Below are 24103 nucleotides of genomic sequence, written 5' to 3'. Positions count from 1 at the left end.
TTTTTATCCTGTCACTTGATTTGTTGCATGATATTTCCGATGGCAGTGGCCTCAACCGGTCCTTCTACTACGGGAATTCCAATGGCTTCTTCTGTCAGCCGATTCAAATATTTGTTCTGACTTCCTCCGCCTATGACATACAGTTTTGCGACAGGTTCCGGCAAAAGACGGTTCAGGGCCTCCAAGCCCGTTTTATAACGCAAGGCCAGCGAACGAAGCACACATTTCACAAATTCTCCTTGAGTGACAGGCGGTTTCTGCCCCTGAGCCACACAATAAGCGGCAATCGCATCTGCCATACGCACCGGGCACTGGAAATCGGCCTCATCCACATCAATCAACGCCTCGGTTTCCGCACATTCCGCAGCCGGCAACAAGGTAGTGTAGGCCACATCCTTTCCCTCGTCTTTCCATTCCTGCATCAGTTTCTGCAGAATCCACAATCCGGTGATGTTCTGCAAAAAACAAATCTGTCCTTCTCTTCCTCCTTCATTGGTGAATCCAGCCAAACGGGCTTCTTCTGTCAAAATCGGTTCAGGGTTCATGACTCCCAGCAAAGACCAGGTGCCTGAACTCAAAAAAGCCACTTTCTTTCCATCCACAGACGAAGGAACCACACTGGCTGCACTAGCGGTGTCATGCGAAGCCACCGCTATCACTTCCACTTCATAGTCTATTCCTATCTGTTCCTTGATTTCCTGCTTCAAGAATCCACGTGAAGTACCCGGCATGACAATTTCTCCAAAAAGATGCGTTGGAAGTCCCAATTCACGAATCAGTTTGAAATTCCAGGTGCGTGCCTTGGCATCCAGCAGTTCGGAAGTAGAAGCAATACTATATTCATTGTTGGCGACTCCTGTCAGATAATAGCTGAACAAATCGGGCATGAACAACAATTTGTCGGCGATCTTCAACAATGTATTGTTTTCCTTTTGCATAGCATATAGTTGAAACAGAGTATTGATTGCCATGACCTGTGTACCCGATTCCGCATAATGTGCCGCTACATTCACCTTCGAAAAAAACTCCTCGGGCATACCCTCCGTACGACTGTCGCGATAACAGACTGGATTCCCCAGTAAATTTCCCTGTGCATCAATCAAACCGAAATCCACGCCCCAAGTATCTATTCCAATACTTTTCAAAAAATATCCCTTTTCTACCGCCATACGGATACCGACTTTCATCTCTTCAAACAAAGAAAGAAAATCCCAATAAATATGTCCTCCCATCCGCACCTGACGATTGGAAAAACGATGTACCGTATCCAGCTGAAGTTCGTCACCGGAAAGGTAGCCGGCAATTACTCTGCCGCTACCTCCTCCAAAATCTATCGCTAAATATGCTTCTTTCATTTCGTCTTTTTTCCTAAAATATATGTGTCGAGATCATCAATCTCTTCCGCTGTCAACGTCTTGTATTTACCTCCGGAAAGCACAATGATACGGCACGCCATTTCAAAAAACATCGCTCTTTCGAAAGCCTGGTCAAAGTCTTTTCCGCAAACCACCTGCCCATGCTTTTGAAGCAATACGGAATTATGCGACTTCATAGCTGCAATCACAGCCTCAGCCAATTCTTTGGAACCCGGACGGAAATACGGAATGACCGGAATCTCTGCTCCCACATGGCAAGGCACTTCTGCTGTCACATTAAAATCTTTGGGGGTATTTTCCATGCACGACACCACAGTAGCATAGGGTGACTGGAAATGAAGCACCACATTTACATCGGGACGCTCTCTCAACACTCCCAAATGAAAAACACTTTCCATGGAGGGTTTTACTCCATTCAACACCTCTCCGTTTTCCAGCCGGCAAACCGCCACTTTATCTTTTGTCAGGGAAGGAACCCACGAGCCTGTGCCAGACACCAGCACTTCATCGCCCACACGCCATGAAAGATTACCACTGCTGCACACGGTCAATCCGGCATCACCTACCCGATGAGCCTGCTTCAAAAATTCTTCAATCTGTTCGTTTGTAATCATAATCTTATCAAGAATGGATATATAGCCGGAACAAACGGGTTCTCCCATCCGTTCCGGCAAAATTAAATGAGTTATTTATAAATAGGACCGTAATTCTGACATGCCCGGTAATCAGCTCCTTCTTTATCCATACCAAATGCATTCCATGCGGCGGGACGGAAAATCTTGTCATCTTCCACATTGTGCATGCAAACCGGAATACGCAGAATAGAAGCCAGCGTAATCAAATCTTGACCAATGTGCCCGTAACTGATGGCTCCATGATTAGCTCCCCAATTATTCATGACAGAATAAACATCCTTGAAAGCCGGTTTGTCGCACAAGCGGGGTACAAACCAAGTAGTCGGCCATGTACGGTCGGTACGTTCATCCAGCAGCTTATGGATTTCCGGATCGATTTCCACTGTCCATCCTTCTGCAATCTGGAGAACCGGACCCAGTCCTTTAATCAAGTTCAAACGGCTCATGGTGACAGGCATGCCCCCCTTTGACAAGAAGTTAGAAGAGAAACCACCTCCACGGAAATAGTCTCTGTTGGCCGGATACCAAGTAGTTGCTTCCAAGCATTTTTCCACTTCGCTCTCCGTAATTTCCCAAGACGGCTTCATCGCCGGATTGCCATTGGCATCGGTCTGCTGTCCTGTACCATCCAATGTGGTAGCTCCGGAATTAATCAAATGAATAATGCCATTCTGTGCCAGTCCGGTCAGTTCCTTACCTGTCACACGTTTCACGGCTTCCGGACTCCAGTAGGTACGTACATCAGAGAAAATCTGTGCACGGTTGGTCAACAAATGGCCGAAGAGCATGGCTACTCCATTGCAAGCATCATTTTCTGTTGCTACCACGTAAGCCTCACGAATGCCGTTCCAATCAAAAGACGTATTCAGCAATGCTTCCGAGAAATCCCCATTGGGATAAAAGTCTGTCCACTGGCGCTGACCCTGGAAACCGGCTGCAATGGCATTATGTCCCAATGCCTCTTCCTTGAAACCCAATTCCTTGAGTTTCGGATTTCCAGTCATCAAATCGCGCATGATAATCGTCATTTTCACGATAAACTCCCAGTCGGCATCTTTTTCAGCACGTGTCTTGACCTTTGCTTCCACGTTGAAATCCTTTCCTTCATTCTTTTTACAATACTTTTCAGTCCATGCCATCGCCTTGGCATATTCCTCCTTATCGTAAATTCCTTCGGTCATACGGCGGATAATCTCGGTCAAATCCACTGATTCACAACGCATACCCAAATATTCCTGGAAGAAATCCGGATTTACAATCGAACCGGCAATTCCCATGGACACGCTACCCATCGAAAGATAGGACTTTCCTCTCATGGTTGCCACTGCCTGAGCTGCACGGGCAAAGCGCAGAATCTTTTCGGCTACATCAGCCGGAATAGTGTTGTCTTCTATATCTTGCACATCATGACCGTAAATGCCAAATGCCGGCAATCCTTTCTGTGCATGTCCGGCCAACACCGCTGCCAAATACACCGCTCCCGGTCTTTCCGTTCCATTGAATCCCCACACAGCCTTCGGATAATAAGGATTCATGTCCATTGTTTCAGCCCCGTAACACCAGCAGGAAGTGACAGTAATAGTAGCTCCCACCCCTTCACGTTCAAATTTTTCGGCACAAGCTGCACTTTCAGCTACTCGCCCGATGGTAGAATCTGCAATTACACATTCCACGGGACTTCCATCACCGTTTCTCAGATTGGAAGAAATCAATTCGGCTACGGCTTTAGCCAGATTCATAGTCTTTTCTTCAAGGCTTTCACGAACGCCACCCTGACGCCCGTCAATGGTGGGACGAATCCCAATTTTCGGATAATTTTTCATGTTTCGATTTTTTACAAAGTTAAACTTCTATTATATTGTCTTGTTCATTTATCCATACTGGCCGTGCTGAAGCTGAGACACAGCATACGCACTTTTCATTTTTATCAAACAGAACATCGAAGATGCACTTCCGTAGGAAGAAATTCCTGTACGCCTTCACCTGTCAAAATAAAATGCGCCGCTTTTCTTCCCATTTCTTCCCAGTTAATGCTAAGTGCCGTAATTCCCTCATCTATCACTTCATAAGCTGGCGTATCGTTATAGGCAATCAATCCAAAATCAACCCCACACTTCAATCCTCTCTCCCTACTCCGCTTAATGACGTTCACCACGTCTGTTTGCCGGATAACAACGTACACAACCCCCTTTTCTATTTCCTGAATCTCTTCATCTTGTATCACATCCGCCCCAAAATGATTGTCACGGCAATAAGCTTCAAAACTCTGTATGGAAGAATGGGGATGCTTAGATTCTTGAGGAAGCTGGAACACAATTTTACGATAACGCTTCAAACGTGCGGACAATTCTGACAGCGCTTTATAAAAAGCCTCATCGAAATTCTGGCAAATGTAAGAATGGCTTCCTTTCTCAAACTTGCCAAAGTCGAGTAGTAAAAGTCTGGAAGAGGGAATCTTATCGAACAAAGGAGAAAACCTTTCATTGTCAAAATTCATGACCACATAATAATTGTATCTCCCGATAGCTTCCCGCAAGATGGTGTCGAATATATGTTCATTATACTGATGAAACCAAAGATCTACCTTATACAAGGTAGAAAGTTTCTTGACAAAACTATTATATAAGGTATTCTTAAAAGGTGAATATTCATCCAGCAACAGAAAAATCTTCTCTTGCCGGTTAATGACGTAATATCCCTTGCCGGGAGTAGAATCAATCAAACGCCTTTCACGCAAGTCGGCAAAAGCTTTAAATACCGTATCACGCGACACATGGTAGGTTCTGCTCAACACATTGATAGAAGGCAAACTCGTATCCGTCCGATACTTTCCCATCAAGATGTCCTGTTCAATCCAATCCGACAGTTGCTTTACCTTAGTGGACTGTTTTCCAAATTGTATACTCTTATCCATATCAATGCATTATCTGTGCTGAACTATGCTGACACAAAGGAAAAGATTTTATGTAAGACCACAAAAGAATGCTTTATGTTTAAAAACAGATAAAGGAAAAATTGGAAACAAAAAAAATGGTTTCAGGGAAAATCCCTAAAACCATCCTTCGTACACCCTCAGGGATTCGAACCCTGGACCCACTGATTAAGAGTCAGTTGCTCTACCAACTGAGCTAAGAGTGCATCTTGTTGTCTGGAGGTTCCTGGCGGATTCGAACCGCCGTGCACGGTTTTGCAGACCGCTGACTAAGCCACTCATCCAAGGAACCGATGTTCTCTCTTTCCAATTTGCGAGGTTCCTGGCGGATTCGAACCGCCGTGCACGGTTTTGCAGACCGCTGACTAAGCCACTCATCCAAGGAACCAGAATGTTCGCCGCACTTGTTTTTCTCAAATGCGTTGCAAAGGTACAACTATTTTTGAAACTTACAATACCTGGAGAAAGGAATTTGTATTTTTCTTTACAAAAAGTATCCCATACAGCCTTTCTACCTTAATGATAATAGGCAGAAACTTTGAGTTCTCACAAAAAACTTTTTTCTTTGCAGCAAACTAATTAAAATCATTCAACCATGAAAGGTATTGTTCTTGCAGGAGGGTCGGGCACTCGACTCTACCCTATAACCAAAGGGGTCTCCAAACAACTTCTTCCAGTTTTTGACAAACCCATGATTTATTACCCGATATCTGTGCTGATGCTGGCAGGGATACGTGATATTCTGATTATTTCTACTCCTTACGACCTTCCCGGATTCCGCCGGCTGCTAGGAGACGGAAGCGATTTCGGCGTACATTTTGAATATGCAGAACAGCCTTCCCCCGACGGACTGGCACAAGCATTCCTGATTGGAGAAGAATTTATAGGAAAGGATGCAGTCTGCCTGGTACTGGGTGACAATATTTTCCATGGGAACAGCTTCACGGTGATGCTGAAAGAAGCGGTCCGTATGGCCGAAGAAGAAGGAAAAGCGACCGTTTTCGGCTATTGGGTGAGCGACCCGGAACGTTATGGAGTGGCTGAATTCGACAAGGAAGGAAATTGCCTGTCCATTGAAGAAAAGCCTCGGCACCCCAAGTCCAACTATGCCGTGACAGGCCTTTATTTCTATCCGAACAAAGTGGTGGAAGTGGCCAAACAAATCAAACCTTCCGCCCGCGGTGAACTGGAAATCACTTCGGTGAACCAGCGTTTCCTGGCCGACGGAGAACTGAAAGTCCAGACTTTGGGAAGAGGATTCGCCTGGCTGGACACCGGCACACACGACTCGCTGGCAGAGGCATCCACCTACATCGAGGTAATTGAAAAACGACAAGGACTGAAAGTTGCCTGCCTGGAAGGAATAGCCCTGCGACAAGGCTGGATTACCCCCGAAAAGATGAGAGAACTGGCCCAGCCCATGCTGAAAAACCAATACGGCCAGTATTTACTGAAGGTCATCGACGAATTGCAAAAGAACAACCGATAAATGATATTAATCATTCACACATGGAAGTAATAAATACAGAGATTGAAGGGGTGGTCATTATCGAACCCCGCCTGTTCAAAGATGAGAGAGGATATTTTTTTGAATCTTTTTCACAAAGAGATTTCGACAAGCAAGTACGCACCATCCATTTCGTACAAGACAACGAGAGTAAATCCAGTTACGGGGTATTACGCGGACTGCATTTTCAGAAACCACCGTTTGCTCAAAGCAAGCTGGTAAGAGTCATCAAGGGTTCTGTACTCGACGTGGCGGTGGACATCCGAAAGGGTTCTCCCACTTTCGGACAACATGTAGCTGTGGAACTGACCGAAGACAATCACCGCCAGTTCTTCATTCCACGAGGCTTTGCCCACGGATTCAGCGTACTGAGCGATGAAGTCATCTTCCAGTACAAGTGCGACAATTTCTATGCCCCCCAAAGTGAAGGAGCCATTGCCTGGAACGACCCGGCTTTGAAGATTGACTGGAAGATACCTGCCGAAAAAGTCATCCTTTCGGAGAAAGACAAACACCATCCGCTACTGGCAGAAGCCAACTGGCTGTTCGACTACCACGAAGACCTTTACAAAGAATAAGACACAAAAATCCCCGGATAACGAGATTGCCATCCGGGGATTTTTTATCAATTATTTTCCTGTGCGTTCTTTTTCATACGCAATTCATACAAATCATTCCGGCGGTCACGCAGGTTACGCACACTACCATAGGTGTGAAGTTCATTCAATAAGTCCAAATCCACATCGGAAACCAGAATCATTTCCGTATTCGGAGTAGCTTCCGCACGTTTTCCGTCGGTCGGGAAAGCAAAGTCACACGGCGTAAAGACTCCCGACTGGGCATACTGGATATCCATGTTATGCACACGAGGCAGGTTGCCCACACTTCCGGCAATCACCACGAAACATTCATTTTCAATGGCACGTGCCTGTGCGCAGACCCGTACACGTGAATAACCGTTCTGCGTATCGGTCAGGAACGGCACAAACAGAATCTGCATGCCCTGATCGGCCATCAGTCGGGAAAGTTCCGGGAATTCCACATCGTAGCAAATCAGCACACCGATTTTGGCACAGTCGGTGTCAAAGGTCTGTACTTTCTTACCGCCGCTCAACCCCCAGCTCTTCACTTCATCGGGGGTTACATGAATCTTCTCATACATTTCGTAAGTTCCATCACGACGGCAAAGGAATCCCACATTATAGAGTCCGCCGTCCTCTTTCACGTAAGGCATACTACCTGTAATGATATTGATGTTATGCTTGATAGCCAGGTTGATGAAACGGTCTCTGATATCTTCCGTATATTGAGCCAAAGCACGGATAGACTGGGCCTCTCCCATATTGTTGAATTTGGCCATCAACGGAGCATTGAAATATTCCGGGAAAAGTACAAAGTCACTCTTGTATCCGGCTACCGCATCGATGAAGAACTCCACTTGCTCAAACACGTCATCCAATGTCTGATAGGAACGCATCTGCCACTGTACCAACCCAACTCTGACTGTGGTCTTCTTGTCAATGTACGAATCCGTAGGCGGCTGATAGTAAATATTATCCCACTGCAACAACGTAGCGCAATGCTTGGATTCCTCGTCGTTCGGCAGGTAATTACGCATCACACGACGTACGTGGAAATCATTCGAAAGCTGGAAGGTCAGCACCGGATCGTAGATTTCGCGCGAACGGACCTTCTCGATGTATTCCTTCGGACGCATCTGGTCGGCATATTTGTAATAGTTCGGAATACGTCCACCGAACATGATGGCTTTCAGATTCAACTTTTCACACAATTCCTTACGATATTCATACATTCGGCGGGCCAGACGCAATCCCCGGTATTCGGGATGGATAAACACTTCAATACCATAAAGGATATTTCCTTTCGGGTTGTGCGTACTGAAAGTCTCATCTCCTGTCACCTTCGCATACGTATGGTCTCCCTTGACCAAATCATAATCCACGATGATAGAAAGTGCGCATCCCACAATCTTGTCATCCACGACGGTCACAATCTGTCCTTCGGGGAAAATACGAATCAGTTTTTCTATTTGTGCATGTGTCCAGAACACATCCTTGTCTGCATAAACGCGAGTAAACGACTGGGCAAGCTGTGCATAGTCTTCAATCTGCAAATTTCGAAGCTCTACCTTGTTAATCTTCTTTTGAGTCGGTTCCATAATTTAACTAATTTTGTCCGTTATTTTTCTCGGGCACAAAAGTAATCATTTCCTCAGGTAGGGTGTATCGCTTATTCAGGATTATTATACTATCTTTGTGACAAAAACTAAGCCCCATGAAAAAAATTAAACTAGGACTCCTTGCCCGCATCATCCTAGCTATCGCTTTGGGTATTGGTGCAGGTACAGTTTCACCGGCACTTCCGGTACGCATTTTTGTGACATTCAATGCGCTTTTCAGCCAGTTTCTGAACTTCATCATCCCCCTGATTATTGTAGGACTGGTTACCCCGGCCATTGCCGACATCGGGAAAGGAGCCGGGAAAATGCTGGTAGCCACCGTATTGCTGGCTTACGGAGCCACCCTGTTTTCCGGATTTCTTTCATTCGGCGTGGGAGAAACCTTCTTCCCCAGCCTCATCACCCGAAACATTCCACTATCGGAAATCAGTGAGGCACAAGGAACCACCCCGTTCTTCACCGTGGCCATACCCGAACCGCTCAACGTTATGACCGCACTCGTCATGGCCTTCACCCTCGGACTCGGACTGGCTCACTTGGATACCACCTACCTGAAAAATGTCTGCAACGATTTCAAGGAAATTATCGTCAAGACCATACAAGCCGTAATCCTTCCCCTGTTGCCGATTTATATCTTCGGCATTTTCTTCAACATGACTCACTCCGGACAAGTGTTTCACGTACTGGCAGTGTTTATTAAGATTATCGGTATCATCTTCCTGCTGCACATCTTCCTGCTAATATTCCAATACTGCATCGCGGGACTGTTTGTACGCAAGAATCCATTCCGTCTGCTGGCAAGAATGATGCCGGCCTATTTCACCGCCTTAGGAACCCAGTCGTCTGCCGCCACCATTCCTGTGACCCTGAAACAGACCATACAAAACGGTGTACACGAAGGAGTTGCCGGATTTGTCATCCCCTTGTGTGCCACCATCCACCTGTCGGGAAGTACCATGAAGATTGTGGCCTGCGCCCTGGCCCTGATGATGATGCAGGATATTCCCTACAATTTTCAGATGTTTGCCGGATTTATCTTTATGTTGGGAATCACCATGGTAGCCGCCCCGGGTGTACCGGGAGGAGCCATTATGGCCTCGCTCGGCATCTTGTCGTCCATGCTGGGATTTGACGAAAACGCGCAAGCCCTGATGATTGCCCTCTACATTGCCATGGACAGTTTCGGTACGGCCTGCAACGTAACGGGCGACGGAGCCTTGGCACTGCTCATTGACAAGTGGTTCGGCCCGTCGAAGGCGGATACGCCTCCCTCGTCCAACTGCTGATTAGGCCCCATTCCTTCACGGCTCCAAAAGCGTAAGCCACAAAATATTTTTGTCATGCCATCAAAAAAAATAGCCGGACTCCTCCTGTTTCAAAATTATTTTCCGTAAGTTTGCTATCCGCTCAAGCTAAAAAACATACTTATGAAAAAGAATCCTTACAAAGAGGCTCCGGCCAGTTTTTCCATCTGCTTACATACTGACTGTACCTGCGCTTCCAATTGCCTACGCCAGCTGGCTTATCCGATATTGCTGGAACGGGAGACATTCCTGCACCTGGCCAATCCTGCACGATGCACCAAAGACACTTCATGCCCGTACTACCGCGATGCCACTCCGGTGACCTACATGCGCGGTTTCAGCCAAATGAAAAAGCAAATGTACCCCGACCAATACCAGAAATTCATGAATATCCTGATTGCCCGCTTCGGACGAAACCCTTATTTTGAAAGAAGAAGAGGGGAAAGAAAACTGCCTCCCAAGGAACAGGAAATCATCCGCAATGCCCTGAAGCAGGCTGGTGTTACAGACAACCTGGAATTCGACCTGAAGGAAGACGAACTCAACTGGTACGATTAGCCAGTACTTCCCCGAAAGTACTGCAGTACTGCCTAAGAAGTACTACAGTACTGCCAAGGAAGTACTGCGGTACTTCTTAGGCAGTACTCGCAAAGCATAATAATCTATTTATCAATTTCATAAAAAGATACAAGAGAGGCCTGCCAGCGTAAATGAACGTGACAGGCCTCTCTTGTATTTATTTCATACCCCGCGCCTTGAAAATCCGCTCTTTCGCATCATTGATGCGCTGGAGCTTTTCTTCGGCAGCTTTCCGGATGTCTTCCCCCAACGTAGCCACGCGGTCAGGATGATGCTTCAACACGAGACTGCGATAAGCCTTGCGTACTTCTTCGTCCGAAGCGGTAGGTTCGATTTCCAGCACCTTGTAAGCATCCTCCAGTGAATCGCCCTTCAGGTTCAGCATGGAATCCACTTCCTGTAAAGACAACTGCATGGACTGAGCCACTTCCTTCAGGGCGTCAATCTCTGCCTGACACACATTGCCGTCACTCTGGGCAATCTTTACCAAGAAATCGAGCAACTGCAGACGCTGTTCATAGGTCAAATTGGCAGCAATCTGCGCCCCACATTCCCGGATGGTACGACGAAACGCAGAAGGGTCATTCCGTTCCATCTGCTTGCGCTGTTCAAACAGGTTCAGCAAAATACGTTCACCCTCGTCCACTGCATTGGCACCAAAATTAACCCGCAGGAACTGACGTACAAATTCCATCTCACTGTGCATGATGCGACCGTCTGCACGAATAATATACGAAGCCATGACCAGCATGGAGAACAAGAAACTGTTGCGCTGTCCGGCATAAATATCCTCCTGCGTATAAGTTCCGGAAGTCTCCCCCATTTCATTCTGTGCAGCCACACTTTTGTCAAACAAAGAACCGATGGCAAATCCCGCCAAGGCCCCCAGAGGTCCCATGGTCATGAATCCCATGATTCCCCCAATCCATTTTCCGTATCCCATAAACGATTAATTCTATTATTCTACTATCTTAAAACAATGTACACACTTCTGCCTGGCTCACTTTAATCAAATCGGCCGGAGCCAGCTTCACCTGCAACCCTCTCACTCCTGCACTGACGTAGATATAAGGAAAATCATTGCAAGTGTGATGGATGTAAGTGGGGAAATGTTTCTTCATCCCGATGGGAGAGCATCCCCCACGGATGTAACCCGTAAGCGGAAGCAGTTCTTTCATGGGTATCAAGTCGCATTTCTTGTTTCCGGAAATCTTGGCCGCCATTTTCAGGTCGATTTCATGTTCCCCCGGAACCACACAAACAAAATATCCCGATTTATCTCCCTGCAAAACCAGTGTTTTGAACACCTGTTCGATATTCTCTCCCAACGTGGCAGCCACATGCACACAACTCAAGTCGTTCTCGTCGACCTCGTATGGAACCAGTTCGTATTTCACCTTGTCCCGATCCAACAGACGGGCTGCATTGGTCTTTGCAATCTTATCTTTTGCCATCTTTAATCACTCCTTTCAATTCTTCCTTCAAAAATCCTGATGTATATCCTTTACCCGATTCGGCCACCTCTTCCGGAGTACCGCAAACCAGCAACTGGCCTCCTCCCTTTCCGCCTTCGGGTCCCATATCAATAATATAGTCTGCCATTTTAATGACATCCAAGTTATGCTCTATCACGATAACCGTATTTCCTTTGTCCACCAAACGGTTCAACACATTCATCAACACCCGAATATCTTCAAAGTGCAATCCGGTGGTAGGTTCATCCAGAATGTATACGGTCTTTCCTGTGTCCCTTTTCGACAATTCCGTAGCCAGTTTCACGCGCTGGCTTTCCCCTCCCGACAAGGTCGTGGAAGGTTGCCCCAACTTGATATAACCGAGTCCTACTTCCTGCAACACCTTGATTTTATTCAAAATCTGCGGTACATTCTCGAAAAATTCCACCGCACGGTTGATGGTCATATCCAACACATCGGCAATGGACTTTCCCTTGTAGCGCACTTCCAGCGTCTCACGGTTGTAGCGCTTGCCGTGACACACCTCACACGGCACCAGCACATCCGGCAGGAAATTCATCTCGATAGTCTTGTAACCGTTTCCGCCACAAGCCTCACATCGTCCGCCCGACACATTAAACGAGAAACGCCCGGCCTTATAGCCACGGATCTTCGCCTCCGGAAGGCCGACAAACAGATTACGGATATCGGAAAACACGCCCGTATATGTTGCCGGATTGGAACGGGGCGTTCTTCCCAGCGGAGACTGGTCCACATTCACCACTTTGTCAATGTATTCCAAACCCTCAATGCGGTCATACGGCAAGGGGTCTTGCAACGAACGGTAGAAATGCTGGGAGAGAATCGGCTGCAACGTATCGTTCACCAATGTAGACTTTCCACTACCGGAAACGCCCGTCACGCAAATCAGCTTGCCCAACGGGAACTCCACATCATCCCCTTTCAGGTTGTTACCACGGGCTCCCCGTAGAATCAAAGAATACCCATTGCCCTTTCTCCGTTCCGCCGGCACTTCAATGCTCATCTTCCCGTTCAAATATTGTGAGGTCAGCGTATTGGTTTTCAGCATTTCTGCCGGAGTACCGGAAAAGACTACCTCTCCTCCCAACCGACCGGCTTTCGGCCCCATGTCTACAATGTAGTCTGCGGCCAGCATCATATCCTTGTCATGCTCCACCACTATCACAGTATTTCCCAAATCCCGCAGTTCTTTCAAGGAATTGATTAACCGGATATTGTCACGCTGATGCAACCCGATACTGGGCTCATCCAAGATATACAGCACATTGACCAACTGGGAACCAATCTGAGTGGCCAGACGGATACGCTGACTCTCTCCGCCCGACAAAGTGACCGAAGAACGGTTCAGAGAAAGATAATCCAGCCCCACATCCAGCAAGAACTTCAAGCGGGTACGTATTTCCTTTAAAATTTCCGTCGCAATCAAACGTTGCTTTTCTTCCAGGAAATCCTCCACATGACACACCCAGTCATACAGTTCACTGATATCCATGGTGGCCAGCTCGTAAATATTCTTGTCATGAATCCGAAAATGCAAGGCTTCCTTGTTCAGACGTGCCCCCTTGCATTCCGGGCACACATCCGTCTTGGCAAACTGTTCCGCCCATTTCTGTGCGGTAGCCGAAGCCTCCTTTTCCTGCATCATCTGGATATACTTGACAATACCTTCATACACCACGAAATAATCGGAAGTGGTATGAATCAATGTACTTTTAATTTTCAGACGCTCATCGCATCCGTACAAGATTTCATTGATGGCATCTTCCGGCAATTCACTTACCGGAGTTTTCAGCGTGGCCTCATAACGTTCCAACAAGGCTTCCAGCTGCCAGAAAATCATCACATTCTTGTATTTTCCCAACGGGGCGACTGCTCCTTCATAGACAGACAACGAACGGTCGGGAATCACCTTGTCCTCGTCAATCAAATTGACATACCCCAATCCCTTACAACGCGGACATGCTCCCTGTGGCGAATTGAACGAAAAATTATGCGGTGCGGGTTCTTTATAGGACAGCCCGGTCACCGGACACATCAGTCGCTTACTATAGTGGCGTACACTCTCGGTCTGTGCATCCAATATCATGAGGAGGCCGTCGCCCTGCTGCATGGCCGTAGACACACTTTGCTTCAACCGGCTGTCTTCCTTGTCCGTCACCACCGTTTTATCAATCACCACCTCAATGTCATGGTTCTTGTAACGGTCCAATTTCATGCCATGGACAATCTCCTTGATTTCCCCGTCTACCCGGACATAAAGGTAACCCTTCTTGCGCACCTGCTCGAACAACTCCTTATAATGTCCTTTACGTGTCCGGACCAAAGGAGCCAGAATAAAAATTCGTTTTCCCTTATAATCCCGGTGAATCAAATCCAGAATCTGCTCTTCGGTGTACTTCACCATCTTCTCTCCCGACAGATACGAATAAGCCGTGCCTGCCCGCGCGAACAACAAACGCAGATAATCATATATTTCCGTAGTGGTTCCTACCGTAGAACGTGGATTCTTATTGGTTGTCTTCTGCTCGATGGAAATCACCGGACTCAGTCCCGTAATCTTATCCACATCCGGACGTTCCATTCCCCCCAGGAAATTACGGGCATACGCCGAAAAGGTCTCTATGTAACGCCGCTGTCCTTCCACAAACAAGGTGTCGAAGGCCAAGGACGATTTTCCACTTCCACTTAATCCGGTTATCACCGTCAAACTATCACGGGGAATTTCTACATCTATATTTTTCAAGTTGTGTACCCGGGCTCCCTGCACACAAATCGTTTCAGTTCCTTCAGTCATATAATCCTTCAATGATATCTTTGCAAAGATAGAGATATTTACTTTTCCATTTTCATCCTACAATGCAATTTTTTTTGTACTTTTGCCACTCAACAAATCATATAAATGACCATGAGATTCTTTCAAATAGCGTGTCTTGTACTGGCATTCACCATTGGAAGTGCCATAACGGCCCTTCACGCACAAAACGGGAACAATAATTATTTTCTACATACAGTAAGTAAGGGACAAAGCCTTTATTCCATAGCAAGCATGTATCATGTGACGGTGGACGACATTGTACGCCTGAATCCGGGAAGCGACAAACAAATCCGGGCAGGTGAATCTCTGAAGATACCACAGGCAAACCCCACTTCTTCCGGCGAAAACGGCACTTTTCATACCATACAAGCGGGAGAAACGTTGTATCAGCTGACCGTAAAGTACAATGTCAGTGCACAGGCCATCTGTGATGCCAACCCGGGACTGAGCGCCAGCAATTTCCGAATCGGACAAGTCATTTCCATCCCGACAGGAAACCACACAACACCAGTCTCCAAGCCAGCCGAAACTCACCCCACTGTCACTCCGGCCACATCCCAGAAGGATTGGAAAGAGATGCACAAGGTAGAACGGAAAGAAACGATTTACAGCATCTGCCTAGAGTATGGAATAACCCGAGAAGACCTTCTGGCCCTGAATCCAGAACTGAAAAACGGGAAACTGAAGAAAGGGATGTTCCTCTTTATTCCTTATCCGAAAAACAGTCGGCCCAACAAACAAACAGTTGCGACGCCTGTCACCACCCCGTCTAACGAAGAACTATTCAGTCAAAGCAAAACAGCACCCAGGAATTTAAGAACAATCCAGGCCGCTGTCATGCTTCCGTTTACAGCTGCCAACAATGCCAAAGCCGAAGAGCAAAGCCGGATGATAGAATATTACGAAGGATTTCTACTGGCTGTAGACAGCCTGAAACGGCAGGGAGTATCCATCAATCTGTACACTTACGACACCAAAGGAAGCGGAAACGCCATTTCCGGTATCTTGAACAAACCGGAGATGCAAGACATGGATATTATTTTCGGTCCTGTCCATACGAACCAAATAGGACAGTTATCCGACTTTGCCAAACGTCACAAAATACGTCTGGTTATTCCTTTTGCGCCAAAAGTGGATCAGGTCTTCACCAACCCGATGATTTACCAGATTAACACTCCTCAGTCTTACTTCTATTCAGAAGTCTATGAACACTTCTTGCGAAAATTCAGCCAGTCGAACATTATTTTCATAGACATCGCTAATGGAGATAAAGAAAAAGCAGAATTTGTCAACGGACTGAAAAACGAATTGAAAGACAACCGTGTGAAGTTCAAACAAATTCAATTGGGAGCCACCCTCACTCCGGAAAAAGTGATTGCAGCCATGGATACACTTCGGGAAAACATCTTCATTCCGACATCCGGACGCAGCAGTGCCTTGACCAGAATCATTCCACAACTGAGCAATGTGTTGCGGGCTCACCCTGCTTTCAACATGCATTTGTTCGGTTATCCGGAATGGCAGACCTACACACAAGAACATTTGGCCAGCTTCTATGAACTGGACACCTATTTTTATTCCTCTTTCTATACCAACAATCTGTTCCCGGAAGCGGTGCGCTTTGCCCAAAACTACCGCCGCTGGTATAGTAAAGATATGGCCAACATCTTCCCCAAATACGGTATGTTGGGCTTTGATACGGGATATTTCTTCCTGAAAGGCCTCGCACAGCAGGGTAACAAACTGGAAGAGAATTTGGATAAGGTCCATGTCACCCCTATCCAGACCGGATTCAAGTTTGAAAGAGTCAACAACTGGGGAGGATTCATCAACCAGAAAGTCTTTTTTGTGCACCTGACCAAAAACTACGAACTGATTAAACTTGATTTTGAATAAGATGAAAAGATACCGACGAATCCTATTTATATGCAGTCTGCTCTGCTTGCTTCCGCAATTCATCCATGCCCAGCTACAAGACGAGCGGCATAATCTTGCGGTAGGAATCAACGGAGGAGTAAACCTGAACTCTGTCAGTTTCTCTCCCAGCATCAAGCAGACAAGCTTCATAGCCCCGGAATTCGGACTTACCGTCCGTTATATTTCCGAAAAATACTTCAAGATGATTTGTGGCATACAAGGCGAAATCAATTTCTCCCAACGAGGATGGAAAGAAGTCATTGAAGACGGCAGCGACAACACTTACCACCGTGCCATGAATTATGTGGAAGTTCCTCTGTTGGCCCATCTTGCCTTCGGGAAGGACCAGGGTAACGGTGCCCGATTTATCATCAACCTCGGCCCGCAAATCGGTTTTCTGATAAGTGAAAAAGAATTCTATAGCGACCTTTCCACATGGAATACCTCCAACCGCCCACAAGGGACCGACGCGCAATATGGAAAATTCGCCGACAAGAAGTTCGACTATGGCATTGTAGGAGGCGGAGGTGTCGAGATACGTACCGGAATCGGCCATTTCCTGCTGGAAGCCCGCTATTATTTCGGGCTAAGCGACTTTTATAACAACAGTAAAAAAGACTATTTTTCACGTTCCGCACATTCTTATATCGGCGGACGTCTCACCTATTTATTTGACTTGAAAAAATAACCTGTATGATCAAACTGATATCTTGGAACGTAAACGGACTGCGTGCCTGCTGCGACAAAGGTTTCCGCGATGTATTCAACCAGCTTGATGCCGATTTCTTCTGCCTGCAAGAAACTAAAATGCAGGAAGGACAGCTTGACCTTTCTTTCGAAGGCTACACTTCCTACTGGAACTATGCCGAAAAGAAAGGCTATTCCGGCACGGCTATTTTTACCCGTCACCAACCCCTACAAGTGACTTATGGTCTGGGAATTGACGAGCACGACCATGAAGGGCGTGTCATTACGTTGGAAATGGAAAAATTTTTCCTGGTAACGGTCTATACCCCCAATTCGCAGGACGGGCTGAAACGCCTGGACTACCGCATGACTTGGGACGATGACTTCCGGGCATATTTACAAAAGCTCGACCAAATAAAACCGGTACTGGTATGCGGCGACTTGAATGTGGCTCATAAGGAAATTGACCTGAAGAATCCCAAAACCAACCGGATGAACGCCGGATTTACCGACCAGGAACGCGATAAATTCCAGCAGCTGCTGGATGCCGGATTCGTCGATACCTTCCGTCATTTCTATCCCGACCAGACCAACATCTACTCTTGGTGGTCTTACCGTTTTAAGGCACGCGAGAAGAATGCCGGGTGGCGTATCGATTATTTTCTGGCCTCAGCCAGCCTTTCCGACAAATTGAAGGGAGCTAAAATACATACCGAAATATTCGGTTCTGACCACTGCCCTGTGGAAGTCACTGTCGAAATTTAAGTTTTATGAGATGAAGAACGAAGGATTCACTTTACGAAAACGGTTGCGGAGCTTTAAGTTTGCCGGCAACGGTATCCGTCTGCTCATTGCCCATGAACACAATGCGTGGATTCATTGTTTTGCCGCTGTATGTGTCACGATAGCCGGATGGCTCATCGGGCTATCATCCATCGAATGGATTGCCATTGTATTCGCCATCGCCATGGTATTGGCGGCAGAAGCCGTCAATTCTTCCATCGAGGCACTGGCCGACTTGGTTTCTCCCGGTTACAACGAAGCCATCAAACGTACCAAAGACCTGGCTGCCGGAGCCGTATTGATTCTGGCTATCGGTGCTGCTATCGTCGGGCTCATCATCTTCGTTCCTAAAATTCTTCTTTTGTTATGAAACAGCTTATACTTTTCCTGACGGCTCTCTGTCTCACTGTATCCCTTCATGCCCAACAGCTCGAAATCAGTGAATCACGAAAAGCAGTCCGTACTTCCGGCGATATAGGAGCCGTTCTGCTTCCTGTGGCCGGACTAACCGCCATTCTAATACAAAAGGATTGGAAAGGATTGCAGCAAGGAGCCTTGGCCGGAATCACCACCCTGGGAGTGACCTACGCACTGAAATATGCGGTCAAGAAGGAACGGCCCGACCATAGCGACAACCATTCGTTCCCCTCCATGCACACATCCGTTTCTTTTACCGCCGCTTCCTTTATCCAGCGACGCTACGGATGGAAATGGGGCTTGCCGGCTTATGTCGTATCTACGTATGTAGGCTGGAGCCGGGTGTACGGAAAAAAACATGACTGGTGGGATGTGGCTGCAGGAGCTGCCATCGGTGTAGGAAGTTCCTATATTTTTACCCGTCCGTTCGCCCAGAAACATGATTTGGCAATCAGTCCCATGGCAGGCGACGGATATTGCGGATTCTATGCTTCACTGAAATTTTAAACAAAAAAAAGAGGCTGTCTCAAAATGAATTGAGATGGCCTCTGTCGTTTCATATCAGACTGAAGTCGTTTGGATTTTTCTCAAAAAAAGGAATTTACAAGTTTCTTTCTACAGATTTCATCGCTTTAAACGGTTTTTTCTTGGTCAGAAGCCTCCTAAGAGGCTACTTTTGCAAGATTATGCGCTATGGCCAGCAGGCCAAATTCAATTTCCACCTTCTTCAGTCCACGGAGATGGAACCTCTTGAAGTGCTTGTTGTTCTTGAGGTTTCCAAATACGGCTTCCACATCCTGCGGCCGCTGGCTCCGGTATTTAAGACCTTCCGCAGAAAGGAGTTTCTCACGTTCCCTTTCCTTGATTTTCCTCAGCCTGTGGTTTACCTGCACAATCCTTTCCGACCGGCTTCTGTGACACCGGCATCTTAACGGGCAGCCCTTGCAGTTCCGGGCCCTGTACCTTGAGATGGTCTGTACAAAACCGTTGTCCGTCGTCCGCTTTACATCGGAGAGTCTTTTCATCCTCTGTCCCATCGGACAGTACATCCCGTCGGTTTCTTCATTATAGTAAAAGTTGGCAGACAGGAACGGGTCATTCCTGAAGCTCCTTTTCTGTTCCTTGTGGAAATAGCTGTACTTTATGAAGGTTTCAATGCCATGCCTGAAGGCGTACAGGTAGTTCTCCTCGCTTCCGTATCCGGCGTCACAGACGGACACGTCAGGATATCTGCCGTACAGGGAATGGAAGTCTTCCATGTGCAGGGGATAGGTGGAGGTGTCACCGGCACACTGGTGGAGGGTATAGTTCAGGATGAACTGTCTGTTGGTACTGACCTGCGGGTTGTATCCGGGCTTGAGCTGCCCGTTCCTCATGTGGTCCTCCTTCATCCGCATGAACGTGGCGTCGGGGTCTGTCTTGGAGTAGCTGTTGCGCCCATCGAGAATCTTTCCCTGGGATTCATATTTCTTCAGCTGTTCGGGCCATGCCTTCCTCACGCGCCGAACCTTGGCCTTCACTTTCCGGTCCGCATCCGTTCCCTCCAAGGCTTCATGTATCTGCTCCAGCGCCCTTTCCACCTTCTCGGGGGTGATGTCCTGGTAAGTGACGGGAGCGGAGTCGCGCAACTCCTGCTTGGTGACGGACTCGGCGTACCGCCATATTTCCTCAAGCTGTTCCGCGATTCTGGAGATGCGGGTGTGGATGGACTTGCCCCAGACGAACGTATAACGGTTGGCGTTTGCTTCCATCTTCGTCCCGTCGGTGCAGGCCACGTCCAGACTTACAAAGCCCTCCGCCACGAGGAACTTCACGATGGTGGCGAAGACGGTCTTGAGCACATCCTTCAGCCGACTGCTGCGGAAACGGTTGATGGTGTTGTGGTCAGGAGTCACATTGCCGGTCAGCCACATGAAGCGGATGTCATTGCGGCAAAACTCTTCGATGCGGCGGCTGGAATAGATGTTGCGCAGATAGGCATATACCAGAATCTGCAGCATCATGCGGGGATGGTAGGCCGGACAGCCTTTGACGGAGTACTTGCGGTAAAGTTCTTCCAGGCTGATCTGTTCAATGATACGGTGAACAACCCGGACCGGGTCGTTCTGGGGAATAAAATCGCCTAAACACGGAGGTAAAAGCAGATTATCGTTGGAGGTATAGTTTTTAAACATTATCTTTGGGATATATTGCTTGATTCCCTAAGATACAAAAAATTAGGGAGACGGGCAAGTCCTGACTGAGCGAAGTTGGGGCTTGCCCGATTTTTTTTGCAGACACAAAAAAGGCCATCTCAAATTATATTTCAATTTGAGACAGCCTCCAATATCTTTCCTTTAATAAGGTATTAATTGAAATAGTACAAGAAAGTAGCAATACCTTCCAGTGCTTTTTTCTTCTGGTCCTTGATTTCGATAGAGAACTTGATTTCGGCCTTTGCTACTCCACGCAGATTGACCAATGAATGCAAAGTGGCAACCAAACGCACACTTTGTCCGGACAATACCGCCTGTCCGAATTTCATCTTGTCCATCCCATAGTTCACCATCATCTTCAGGTTGTTCACCTCAATAATCTGGTTCCACAGATAAGGAAGCAATGAAAGGGTCAGGTAACCATGTACAATCGTACTCTTGTAAGGACTTTCTACCTTTGCACGCTCCGTGTCTACATGAATCCACTGATGATCCAGTGTAGCATCAGCAAACTGATTGATACGTTCCTGTGGAATTTCCAGCCAATCGGATACACCAATCTGTTGGCCTACCAATTTCTCAAATTCTTCGTAAGAGTTAATAATTACTTTGTCCATACTTATCGTTATTCTTTAAAATGCATAAAATATAGACAAAGATAAGTATATTTTCTTATTTCTCCCGTTTTCTTCTCAAAATAAACTAGACTATACTTCACGATAAATAGATTATTTCTCCGATTTCACAGGACAGAAAAACGAACCACACGGTGCTCAATACCTCACCATTCGCTTCGGAGAGCCATGCCATGAACAACCTAAGCAAAATACTTCATCCAAATTAAAGCCTTCAAGCGATTCACCTTCTTTCTTCGGAATCACCTCTCCTTCTGAAGTCACATATACCAACCTGCGCTCTTCTGCCGCATTCTTCACATACATTGCCGCTATCTTACACTGCGGACATACCAATTTCTTCATTTCTTTTCTCTTTTGATTAACTACAAAAATAATGTTTCCCAGTCAAATCACCCGAAGTCTTGCCAAATTTTTCGCCTCTCCCTGCAACCGGGTTGTTATTATTACACACAGAGTACAAGATAGGAGAAAAGCACTTAACTTCGCATCTGAAAATAAAAACAATTAACTTATGTCACATGTTCATTCACACGCCCACGCACATCATCACGCCATAGAATCCGTGAGCACCACACTCATTGCCTGCATTCTGCTAAACCTGCTGTTCGTCATCGTAGAGGCAGGTATAGGATTTACCTATCATTCACTGGGGCTGCTTTCCGACGCCGGCCACAACCTGAGCGATGTATTCAGCCTCCTACTTTCCCTCTTCGCCATCCGGATGGCCACCCGGAAAGCAAACAGCCACTTCACCTACGGATACAAAAAAAGCACCGTACTGGTCTCGCTGGTCAATGCCGTCATCCTACTGATTGCCGTAGGAGGAATCCTGATTGAAAGCATCTACAAACTGAAAAGTACGATCCCTATCTCCGGCGAAGCCATTTCCTGGACAGCCGGTGTGGGTATCTTAATCAATGGAACCACCGCTCTGCTGCTGATGAAAGGTCAGAAAAACGACTTGAACATCAAAGGTGCCTTCCTGCACATGGCCATGGACACGCTGGTCTCCGTAGGAGTAGTCGTATCGGGTATCCTCATCAGTTTCACACAATGTTATCTTATTGATGCCTTTATTGGTATGGCTATTGCCCTTATTATTCTGGTGTCCACATGGAAACTGCTAAAGGAAAGTCTTTATCTGTGTCTGGATGCCGTACCCGAACAAGTCCAGCTGGACAAACTGGAGACAGCCATCGGGCAGACTCCTGGCGTAGCAAGCTGGCATCACCTGCATGTCTGGGCCGTCAGTACCACTGAAAACGCAGCCACTCTCCATGTGGTAATCCGCAACCTTGCGGAAATGGAAGACACCAAACGGCAGCTGAAGCAACTGCTATCCACTTACGGAATCACACATTCCACCATCGAATTTGAAACCTCCGAAACTCACTGCTGTGACGCCTCTGAAGGATGCTACAGACAGACCAGACGATAAAATAAAAATGCGCCGAAAGGATTCTCCCCTCGGCGCATTTTTATTTTTGAAAGAATTATTTCAGTTTTACAAACAATTCCCCATCCACTTCACTTGTTTCAATTTTATCTTCTCTCAGCAACCAGCCTAATCCAAGGAACAAATCCTTGTCTGCCTTCAATTTTGCTTCCTTTTTCAGTTGCTTCTGAGTTTTGCCTTCTGTTTCATTCAGTGCCTCCCAGATTTGTCCGGCAATGACACCCGCTTTTTCTTTTAACATAATCTTTTTGCTTTTATAATTAAACATCTAATATTGACGTTTTCTATTTGGCAGCAAATTTAACAAAAAACAAGATAAATGCATAAAGAAAAACCGGAAACTTTCATTTTAGATTTGAGAAAACGGCTTCTTATTACAATTTTCCTTCATTTTCCAAAAAATCGCCCCAAATTCTCGCCGCAGTTTCCACCATGTGAGCACACGGGCGCTTGGCATAATACTGCGGGGTACGGGCTTCCGGAGTGGAAACAATGGGTTCCGTCTTGGAAAGTCCCAACAAATCGGCGCAACGAAGTGCCCCACATTCTTCCTTAAACTTTCCAGCCAGTTCCTGCACCAGCTTATAGTTGGCCGCTTTCCCTTCACGGTCGGCTCCGTCCTTGGCACATCGTTCCAGCCCTGCCAACAAAAACATACCGCAAGCCGCTCCACAAGTTTCACGCATTCTGCCGATACCTCCACCAAATGAAGCTGAAATATGTATCGCCTGCTCAAATGTAAACCCATACAAATCGGCGTATGCTCCCACCACCGACTGTGAACAGTTATATCCTTCCTTAAACAGGCTGACTGCCTTTTCTATACGTTCTTCCTTTGTCATACGTCGTTCCATTTTATTTTGATACCACATTCACCGGACGACCTTCCATGAAAGCCTTCAGGTTGTTTACTGCAAGATTCATCAGACGGACACGTGCCTCACTGGTGGCCCAGGCCTGATGAGGAGTTATGTAACAATTACGTGCCTTCAGCAACGGGTTGTCGGCACGGGGCGGTTCGGAAGAAAGCACATCCAGACCGGCAGCCGCAATCTTCCCGCCGTTCAAGGCATCTGCCAAATCCTGCTCGTTGACCAGTCCGCCACGGCCTGTATTAATCAGAATGGCGGTCGGCTTCATCAGGCCCAGCTCTGTCTCTTATACAC

23 protein-coding genes, 3 tRNA genes and 1 pseudogene are annotated in these 24103 nt (G+C 46.9%); 10 read left to right on the top strand and 17 right to left on the bottom strand.

All coding sequences use genetic code 11. From position 1 onward, the window contains the following. Nucleotides 1–11: 11 nt before the first annotated feature. The 7 genes from BQ7480_RS04715 to BQ7480_RS04685 all read right to left on the bottom strand — a co-directional run bounded on the left by BQ7480_RS04715 (nucleotide 12) and on the right by BQ7480_RS04685 (nucleotide 5331). Nucleotides 12–1355: a rhamnulokinase gene (locus BQ7480_RS04715; RefSeq protein WP_072541919.1), complete on the bottom strand. Its 1344-nt coding sequence runs from the start codon at nucleotides 1353–1355 to the stop codon at nucleotides 12–14. Next, entirely contained in the window at nucleotides 1352–1990 is a 639-nt protein-coding gene (locus BQ7480_RS04710; RefSeq protein WP_072541918.1) for a class II aldolase/adducin family protein, read from the bottom strand. Before BQ7480_RS04710 ends, BQ7480_RS04715 begins: the two co-directional genes overlap by 4 nt. A gap of 71 nt (nucleotides 1991–2061) precedes the next feature. Further along, nucleotides 2062–3834 carry an L-fucose isomerase gene (gene fucI / locus BQ7480_RS04705; RefSeq protein ID WP_072541917.1) on the bottom strand — a complete coding sequence of 591 codons (1773 nt, stop codon included), beginning with the start codon at nucleotides 3832–3834 and terminating at the stop codon, nucleotides 2062–2064. Between the two features lie 104 nt (nucleotides 3835–3938). Continuing rightward, nucleotides 3939–4925 (bottom strand): GntR family transcriptional regulator, encoded by a 987-nt coding sequence (locus BQ7480_RS04700; RefSeq protein WP_072541916.1) that lies wholly within the window; start codon nucleotides 4923–4925, stop codon nucleotides 3939–3941. 151 nt (nucleotides 4926–5076) lie between these two features. Next, nucleotides 5077–5149: transfer RNA gene (locus tag BQ7480_RS04695), tRNA-Lys, on the bottom strand. A gap of 11 nt (nucleotides 5150–5160) precedes the next feature. Continuing rightward, nucleotides 5161–5235 (bottom strand) — tRNA-Cys (locus BQ7480_RS04690). 24 nt (nucleotides 5236–5259) lie between these two features. Continuing rightward, nucleotides 5260–5331, bottom strand: a tRNA-Cys gene (locus BQ7480_RS04685). Between the two features lie 207 nt (nucleotides 5332–5538). On the opposite strand from BQ7480_RS04685, the gene rfbA reads away from it, so the two are divergent. Beyond that, nucleotides 5539–6432, top strand: a complete 894-nt coding sequence (gene rfbA, locus BQ7480_RS04680; protein ID WP_072541915.1) for a glucose-1-phosphate thymidylyltransferase RfbA — start codon at nucleotides 5539–5541, stop codon at nucleotides 6430–6432. 20 nt (nucleotides 6433–6452) lie between these two features. After that, on the top strand, nucleotides 6453–7028 hold the full coding sequence (gene rfbC / locus BQ7480_RS04675; protein ID WP_072541914.1) for a dTDP-4-dehydrorhamnose 3,5-epimerase: 576 nt from the start codon (nucleotides 6453–6455) through the stop codon (nucleotides 7026–7028). Nucleotides 7029–7075: 47 nt separating this feature from the next. Here rfbC and BQ7480_RS04670 read toward each other — a convergent pair whose 3' ends face one another. Next, nucleotides 7076–8629, bottom strand: a complete 1554-nt coding sequence (locus BQ7480_RS04670; protein ID WP_072541913.1) for a carbon-nitrogen hydrolase family protein — start codon at nucleotides 8627–8629, stop codon at nucleotides 7076–7078. A 116-nt stretch (nucleotides 8630–8745) separates the two neighbouring features. Between BQ7480_RS04670 and BQ7480_RS04665 the strand changes: the two genes are divergently transcribed. Both BQ7480_RS04665 and BQ7480_RS04660 read left to right on the top strand, forming a co-directional pair. Continuing rightward, entirely contained in the window at nucleotides 8746–9936 is a 1191-nt protein-coding gene (locus BQ7480_RS04665; protein WP_072541912.1) for a dicarboxylate/amino acid:cation symporter, read from the top strand. A 141-nt stretch (nucleotides 9937–10077) separates the two neighbouring features. Then, nucleotides 10078–10512, top strand: a complete 435-nt coding sequence (locus BQ7480_RS04660) for a DUF6078 family protein (RefSeq protein WP_072541911.1) — start codon at nucleotides 10078–10080, stop codon at nucleotides 10510–10512. A 178-nt stretch (nucleotides 10513–10690) separates the two neighbouring features. On the opposite strand, the gene BQ7480_RS04655 is transcribed toward BQ7480_RS04660, so the two are convergent. From BQ7480_RS04655 to uvrA, 3 genes are read right to left on the bottom strand one after another with little or no spacing between them, the layout of a single operon-like run. Further along, on the bottom strand, nucleotides 10691–11476 hold the full coding sequence (locus BQ7480_RS04655; RefSeq protein WP_072541910.1) for a TerB family tellurite resistance protein: 786 nt from the start codon (nucleotides 11474–11476) through the stop codon (nucleotides 10691–10693). 28 nt (nucleotides 11477–11504) lie between these two features. Next, nucleotides 11505–11987, bottom strand: coding sequence for a Cys-tRNA(Pro) deacylase (gene ybaK / locus BQ7480_RS04650; protein ID WP_022352787.1), 483 nt, complete (start codon nucleotides 11985–11987; stop codon nucleotides 11505–11507). Further along, entirely contained in the window at nucleotides 11974–14823 is a 2850-nt protein-coding gene (gene uvrA / locus BQ7480_RS04645) for an excinuclease ABC subunit UvrA (RefSeq protein WP_072541909.1), read from the bottom strand. The genes ybaK and uvrA overlap by 14 nt, the downstream gene beginning before the upstream one ends. Before the next feature lie 111 nt (nucleotides 14824–14934). Here uvrA and BQ7480_RS04640 point away from each other — a divergent pair, with 111 nt between their 5' ends. The 5 genes from BQ7480_RS04640 to BQ7480_RS04620 are packed head-to-tail and all read left to right on the top strand — an operon-like array spanning nucleotide 14935 to nucleotide 19155. Beyond that, nucleotides 14935–16740, top strand: a complete 1806-nt coding sequence (locus tag BQ7480_RS04640) for a PBP1 and LysM peptidoglycan-binding domain-containing protein (RefSeq protein ID WP_072543901.1) — start codon at nucleotides 14935–14937, stop codon at nucleotides 16738–16740. A gap of 1 nt (nucleotide 16741) precedes the next feature. Next, entirely contained in the window at nucleotides 16742–17449 is a 708-nt protein-coding gene (locus BQ7480_RS04635; RefSeq protein WP_072543900.1) for a porin family protein, read from the top strand. 5 nt (nucleotides 17450–17454) lie between these two features. After that, complete coding sequence (locus BQ7480_RS04630; RefSeq protein ID WP_072541908.1) at nucleotides 17455–18213, top strand: exodeoxyribonuclease III; 759 nt, start codon at nucleotides 17455–17457, stop codon at nucleotides 18211–18213. Nucleotides 18214–18223: 10 nt separating this feature from the next. Further along, nucleotides 18224–18601, top strand: coding sequence for a diacylglycerol kinase family protein (locus BQ7480_RS04625; protein WP_072541907.1), 378 nt, complete (start codon nucleotides 18224–18226; stop codon nucleotides 18599–18601). After that, complete coding sequence (locus BQ7480_RS04620) at nucleotides 18598–19155, top strand: phosphatase PAP2 family protein (RefSeq protein WP_072541906.1); 558 nt, start codon at nucleotides 18598–18600, stop codon at nucleotides 19153–19155. The genes BQ7480_RS04625 and BQ7480_RS04620 overlap by 4 nt, the downstream gene beginning before the upstream one ends. A gap of 155 nt (nucleotides 19156–19310) precedes the next feature. On the opposite strand, the gene BQ7480_RS04615 is transcribed toward BQ7480_RS04620, so the two are convergent. The 3 genes from BQ7480_RS04615 to BQ7480_RS04605 form a co-directional block, all read right to left on the bottom strand. Then, nucleotides 19311–20822 (bottom strand): IS1182 family transposase, encoded by a 1512-nt coding sequence (locus BQ7480_RS04615; protein ID WP_083581734.1) that lies wholly within the window; start codon nucleotides 20820–20822, stop codon nucleotides 19311–19313. 173 nt (nucleotides 20823–20995) lie between these two features. Next, the gene (locus BQ7480_RS04610) at nucleotides 20996–21460 is read right to left on the bottom strand and encodes a MaoC family dehydratase (RefSeq protein WP_072541905.1); all 465 of its coding nucleotides are present in this window, start codon (nucleotides 21458–21460) and stop codon (nucleotides 20996–20998) included. 156 nt (nucleotides 21461–21616) lie between these two features. Continuing rightward, entirely contained in the window at nucleotides 21617–21823 is a 207-nt protein-coding gene (locus BQ7480_RS04605; RefSeq protein WP_072541904.1) for a hypothetical protein, read from the bottom strand. Between the two features lie 169 nt (nucleotides 21824–21992). On the opposite strand from BQ7480_RS04605, the gene BQ7480_RS04600 reads away from it, so the two are divergent. Further along, nucleotides 21993–22919, top strand: coding sequence for a cation diffusion facilitator family transporter (locus tag BQ7480_RS04600; protein ID WP_072541903.1), 927 nt, complete (start codon nucleotides 21993–21995; stop codon nucleotides 22917–22919). Nucleotides 22920–22974: 55 nt separating this feature from the next. Here the strand turns inward: BQ7480_RS04600 and BQ7480_RS04595 are convergent, their stop codons facing one another. From BQ7480_RS04595 to BQ7480_RS04585, 3 genes and pseudogenes are all read right to left on the bottom strand, one after another. Continuing rightward, entirely contained in the window at nucleotides 22975–23178 is a 204-nt protein-coding gene (locus BQ7480_RS04595) for a winged helix-turn-helix domain-containing protein (protein ID WP_022053671.1), read from the bottom strand. A 133-nt stretch (nucleotides 23179–23311) separates the two neighbouring features. Continuing rightward, the gene (locus BQ7480_RS04590) at nucleotides 23312–23779 is read right to left on the bottom strand and encodes a C-GCAxxG-C-C family protein (RefSeq protein ID WP_022352776.1); all 468 of its coding nucleotides are present in this window, start codon (nucleotides 23777–23779) and stop codon (nucleotides 23312–23314) included. A 13-nt stretch (nucleotides 23780–23792) separates the two neighbouring features. Then, nucleotides 23793–24086: pseudogene (locus BQ7480_RS04585) on the bottom strand (NAD(P)-dependent oxidoreductase); the annotation flags it as partial. Nucleotides 24087–24103 lie beyond the last annotated feature (17 nt).

Source organism: Bacteroides mediterraneensis, assembly GCF_900128455.1.
GTDB lineage: Bacteria > Bacteroidota > Bacteroidia > Bacteroidales > Bacteroidaceae > Phocaeicola > Phocaeicola mediterraneensis.
The sequence above is the reverse complement of the archived record's forward strand: the minus strand, read 5'-3'. Positions and strand labels throughout refer to the sequence as shown.

Coding starts and splice junctions, on each gene's coding strand:
- BQ7480_RS04715 (WP_072541919.1), bottom strand. CDS start 1,355: ATGAAAGAAGCATATTTAGCGATAGATTTTGGAGGAGGTAGCGGCAGA.
- BQ7480_RS04710 (WP_072541918.1), bottom strand. CDS start 1,990: ATGATTACAAACGAACAGATTGAAGAATTTTTGAAGCAGGCTCATCGG.
- fucI (WP_072541917.1), bottom strand. CDS start 3,834: ATGAAAAATTATCCGAAAATTGGGATTCGTCCCACCATTGACGGGCGT.
- BQ7480_RS04700 (WP_072541916.1), bottom strand. CDS start 4,925: ATGGATAAGAGTATACAATTTGGAAAACAGTCCACTAAGGTAAAGCAA.
- rfbA (WP_072541915.1), top strand. CDS start 5,539: ATGAAAGGTATTGTTCTTGCAGGAGGGTCGGGCACTCGACTCTACCCT.
- rfbC (WP_072541914.1), top strand. CDS start 6,453: ATGGAAGTAATAAATACAGAGATTGAAGGGGTGGTCATTATCGAACCC.
- BQ7480_RS04670 (WP_072541913.1), bottom strand. CDS start 8,629: ATGGAACCGACTCAAAAGAAGATTAACAAGGTAGAGCTTCGAAATTTG.
- BQ7480_RS04665 (WP_072541912.1), top strand. CDS start 8,746: ATGAAAAAAATTAAACTAGGACTCCTTGCCCGCATCATCCTAGCTATC.
- BQ7480_RS04660 (WP_072541911.1), top strand. CDS start 10,078: ATGAAAAAGAATCCTTACAAAGAGGCTCCGGCCAGTTTTTCCATCTGC.
- BQ7480_RS04655 (WP_072541910.1), bottom strand. CDS start 11,476: ATGGGATACGGAAAATGGATTGGGGGAATCATGGGATTCATGACCATG.
- ybaK (WP_022352787.1), bottom strand. CDS start 11,987: ATGGCAAAAGATAAGATTGCAAAGACCAATGCAGCCCGTCTGTTGGAT.
- uvrA (WP_072541909.1), bottom strand. CDS start 14,823: ATGACTGAAGGAACTGAAACGATTTGTGTGCAGGGAGCCCGGGTACAC.
- BQ7480_RS04640 (WP_072543901.1), top strand. CDS start 14,935: ATGAGATTCTTTCAAATAGCGTGTCTTGTACTGGCATTCACCATTGGA.
- BQ7480_RS04635 (WP_072543900.1), top strand. CDS start 16,742: ATGAAAAGATACCGACGAATCCTATTTATATGCAGTCTGCTCTGCTTG.
- BQ7480_RS04630 (WP_072541908.1), top strand. CDS start 17,455: ATGATCAAACTGATATCTTGGAACGTAAACGGACTGCGTGCCTGCTGC.
- BQ7480_RS04625 (WP_072541907.1), top strand. CDS start 18,224: ATGAAGAACGAAGGATTCACTTTACGAAAACGGTTGCGGAGCTTTAAG.
- BQ7480_RS04620 (WP_072541906.1), top strand. CDS start 18,598: ATGAAACAGCTTATACTTTTCCTGACGGCTCTCTGTCTCACTGTATCC.
- BQ7480_RS04615 (WP_083581734.1), bottom strand. CDS start 20,822: ATGTTTAAAAACTATACCTCCAACGATAATCTGCTTTTACCTCCGTGT.
- BQ7480_RS04610 (WP_072541905.1), bottom strand. CDS start 21,460: ATGGACAAAGTAATTATTAACTCTTACGAAGAATTTGAGAAATTGGTA.
- BQ7480_RS04605 (WP_072541904.1), bottom strand. CDS start 21,823: ATGAAGAAATTGGTATGTCCGCAGTGTAAGATAGCGGCAATGTATGTG.
- BQ7480_RS04600 (WP_072541903.1), top strand. CDS start 21,993: ATGTCACATGTTCATTCACACGCCCACGCACATCATCACGCCATAGAA.
- BQ7480_RS04595 (WP_022053671.1), bottom strand. CDS start 23,178: ATGTTAAAAGAAAAAGCGGGTGTCATTGCCGGACAAATCTGGGAGGCA.
- BQ7480_RS04590 (WP_022352776.1), bottom strand. CDS start 23,779: ATGACAAAGGAAGAACGTATAGAAAAGGCAGTCAGCCTGTTTAAGGAA.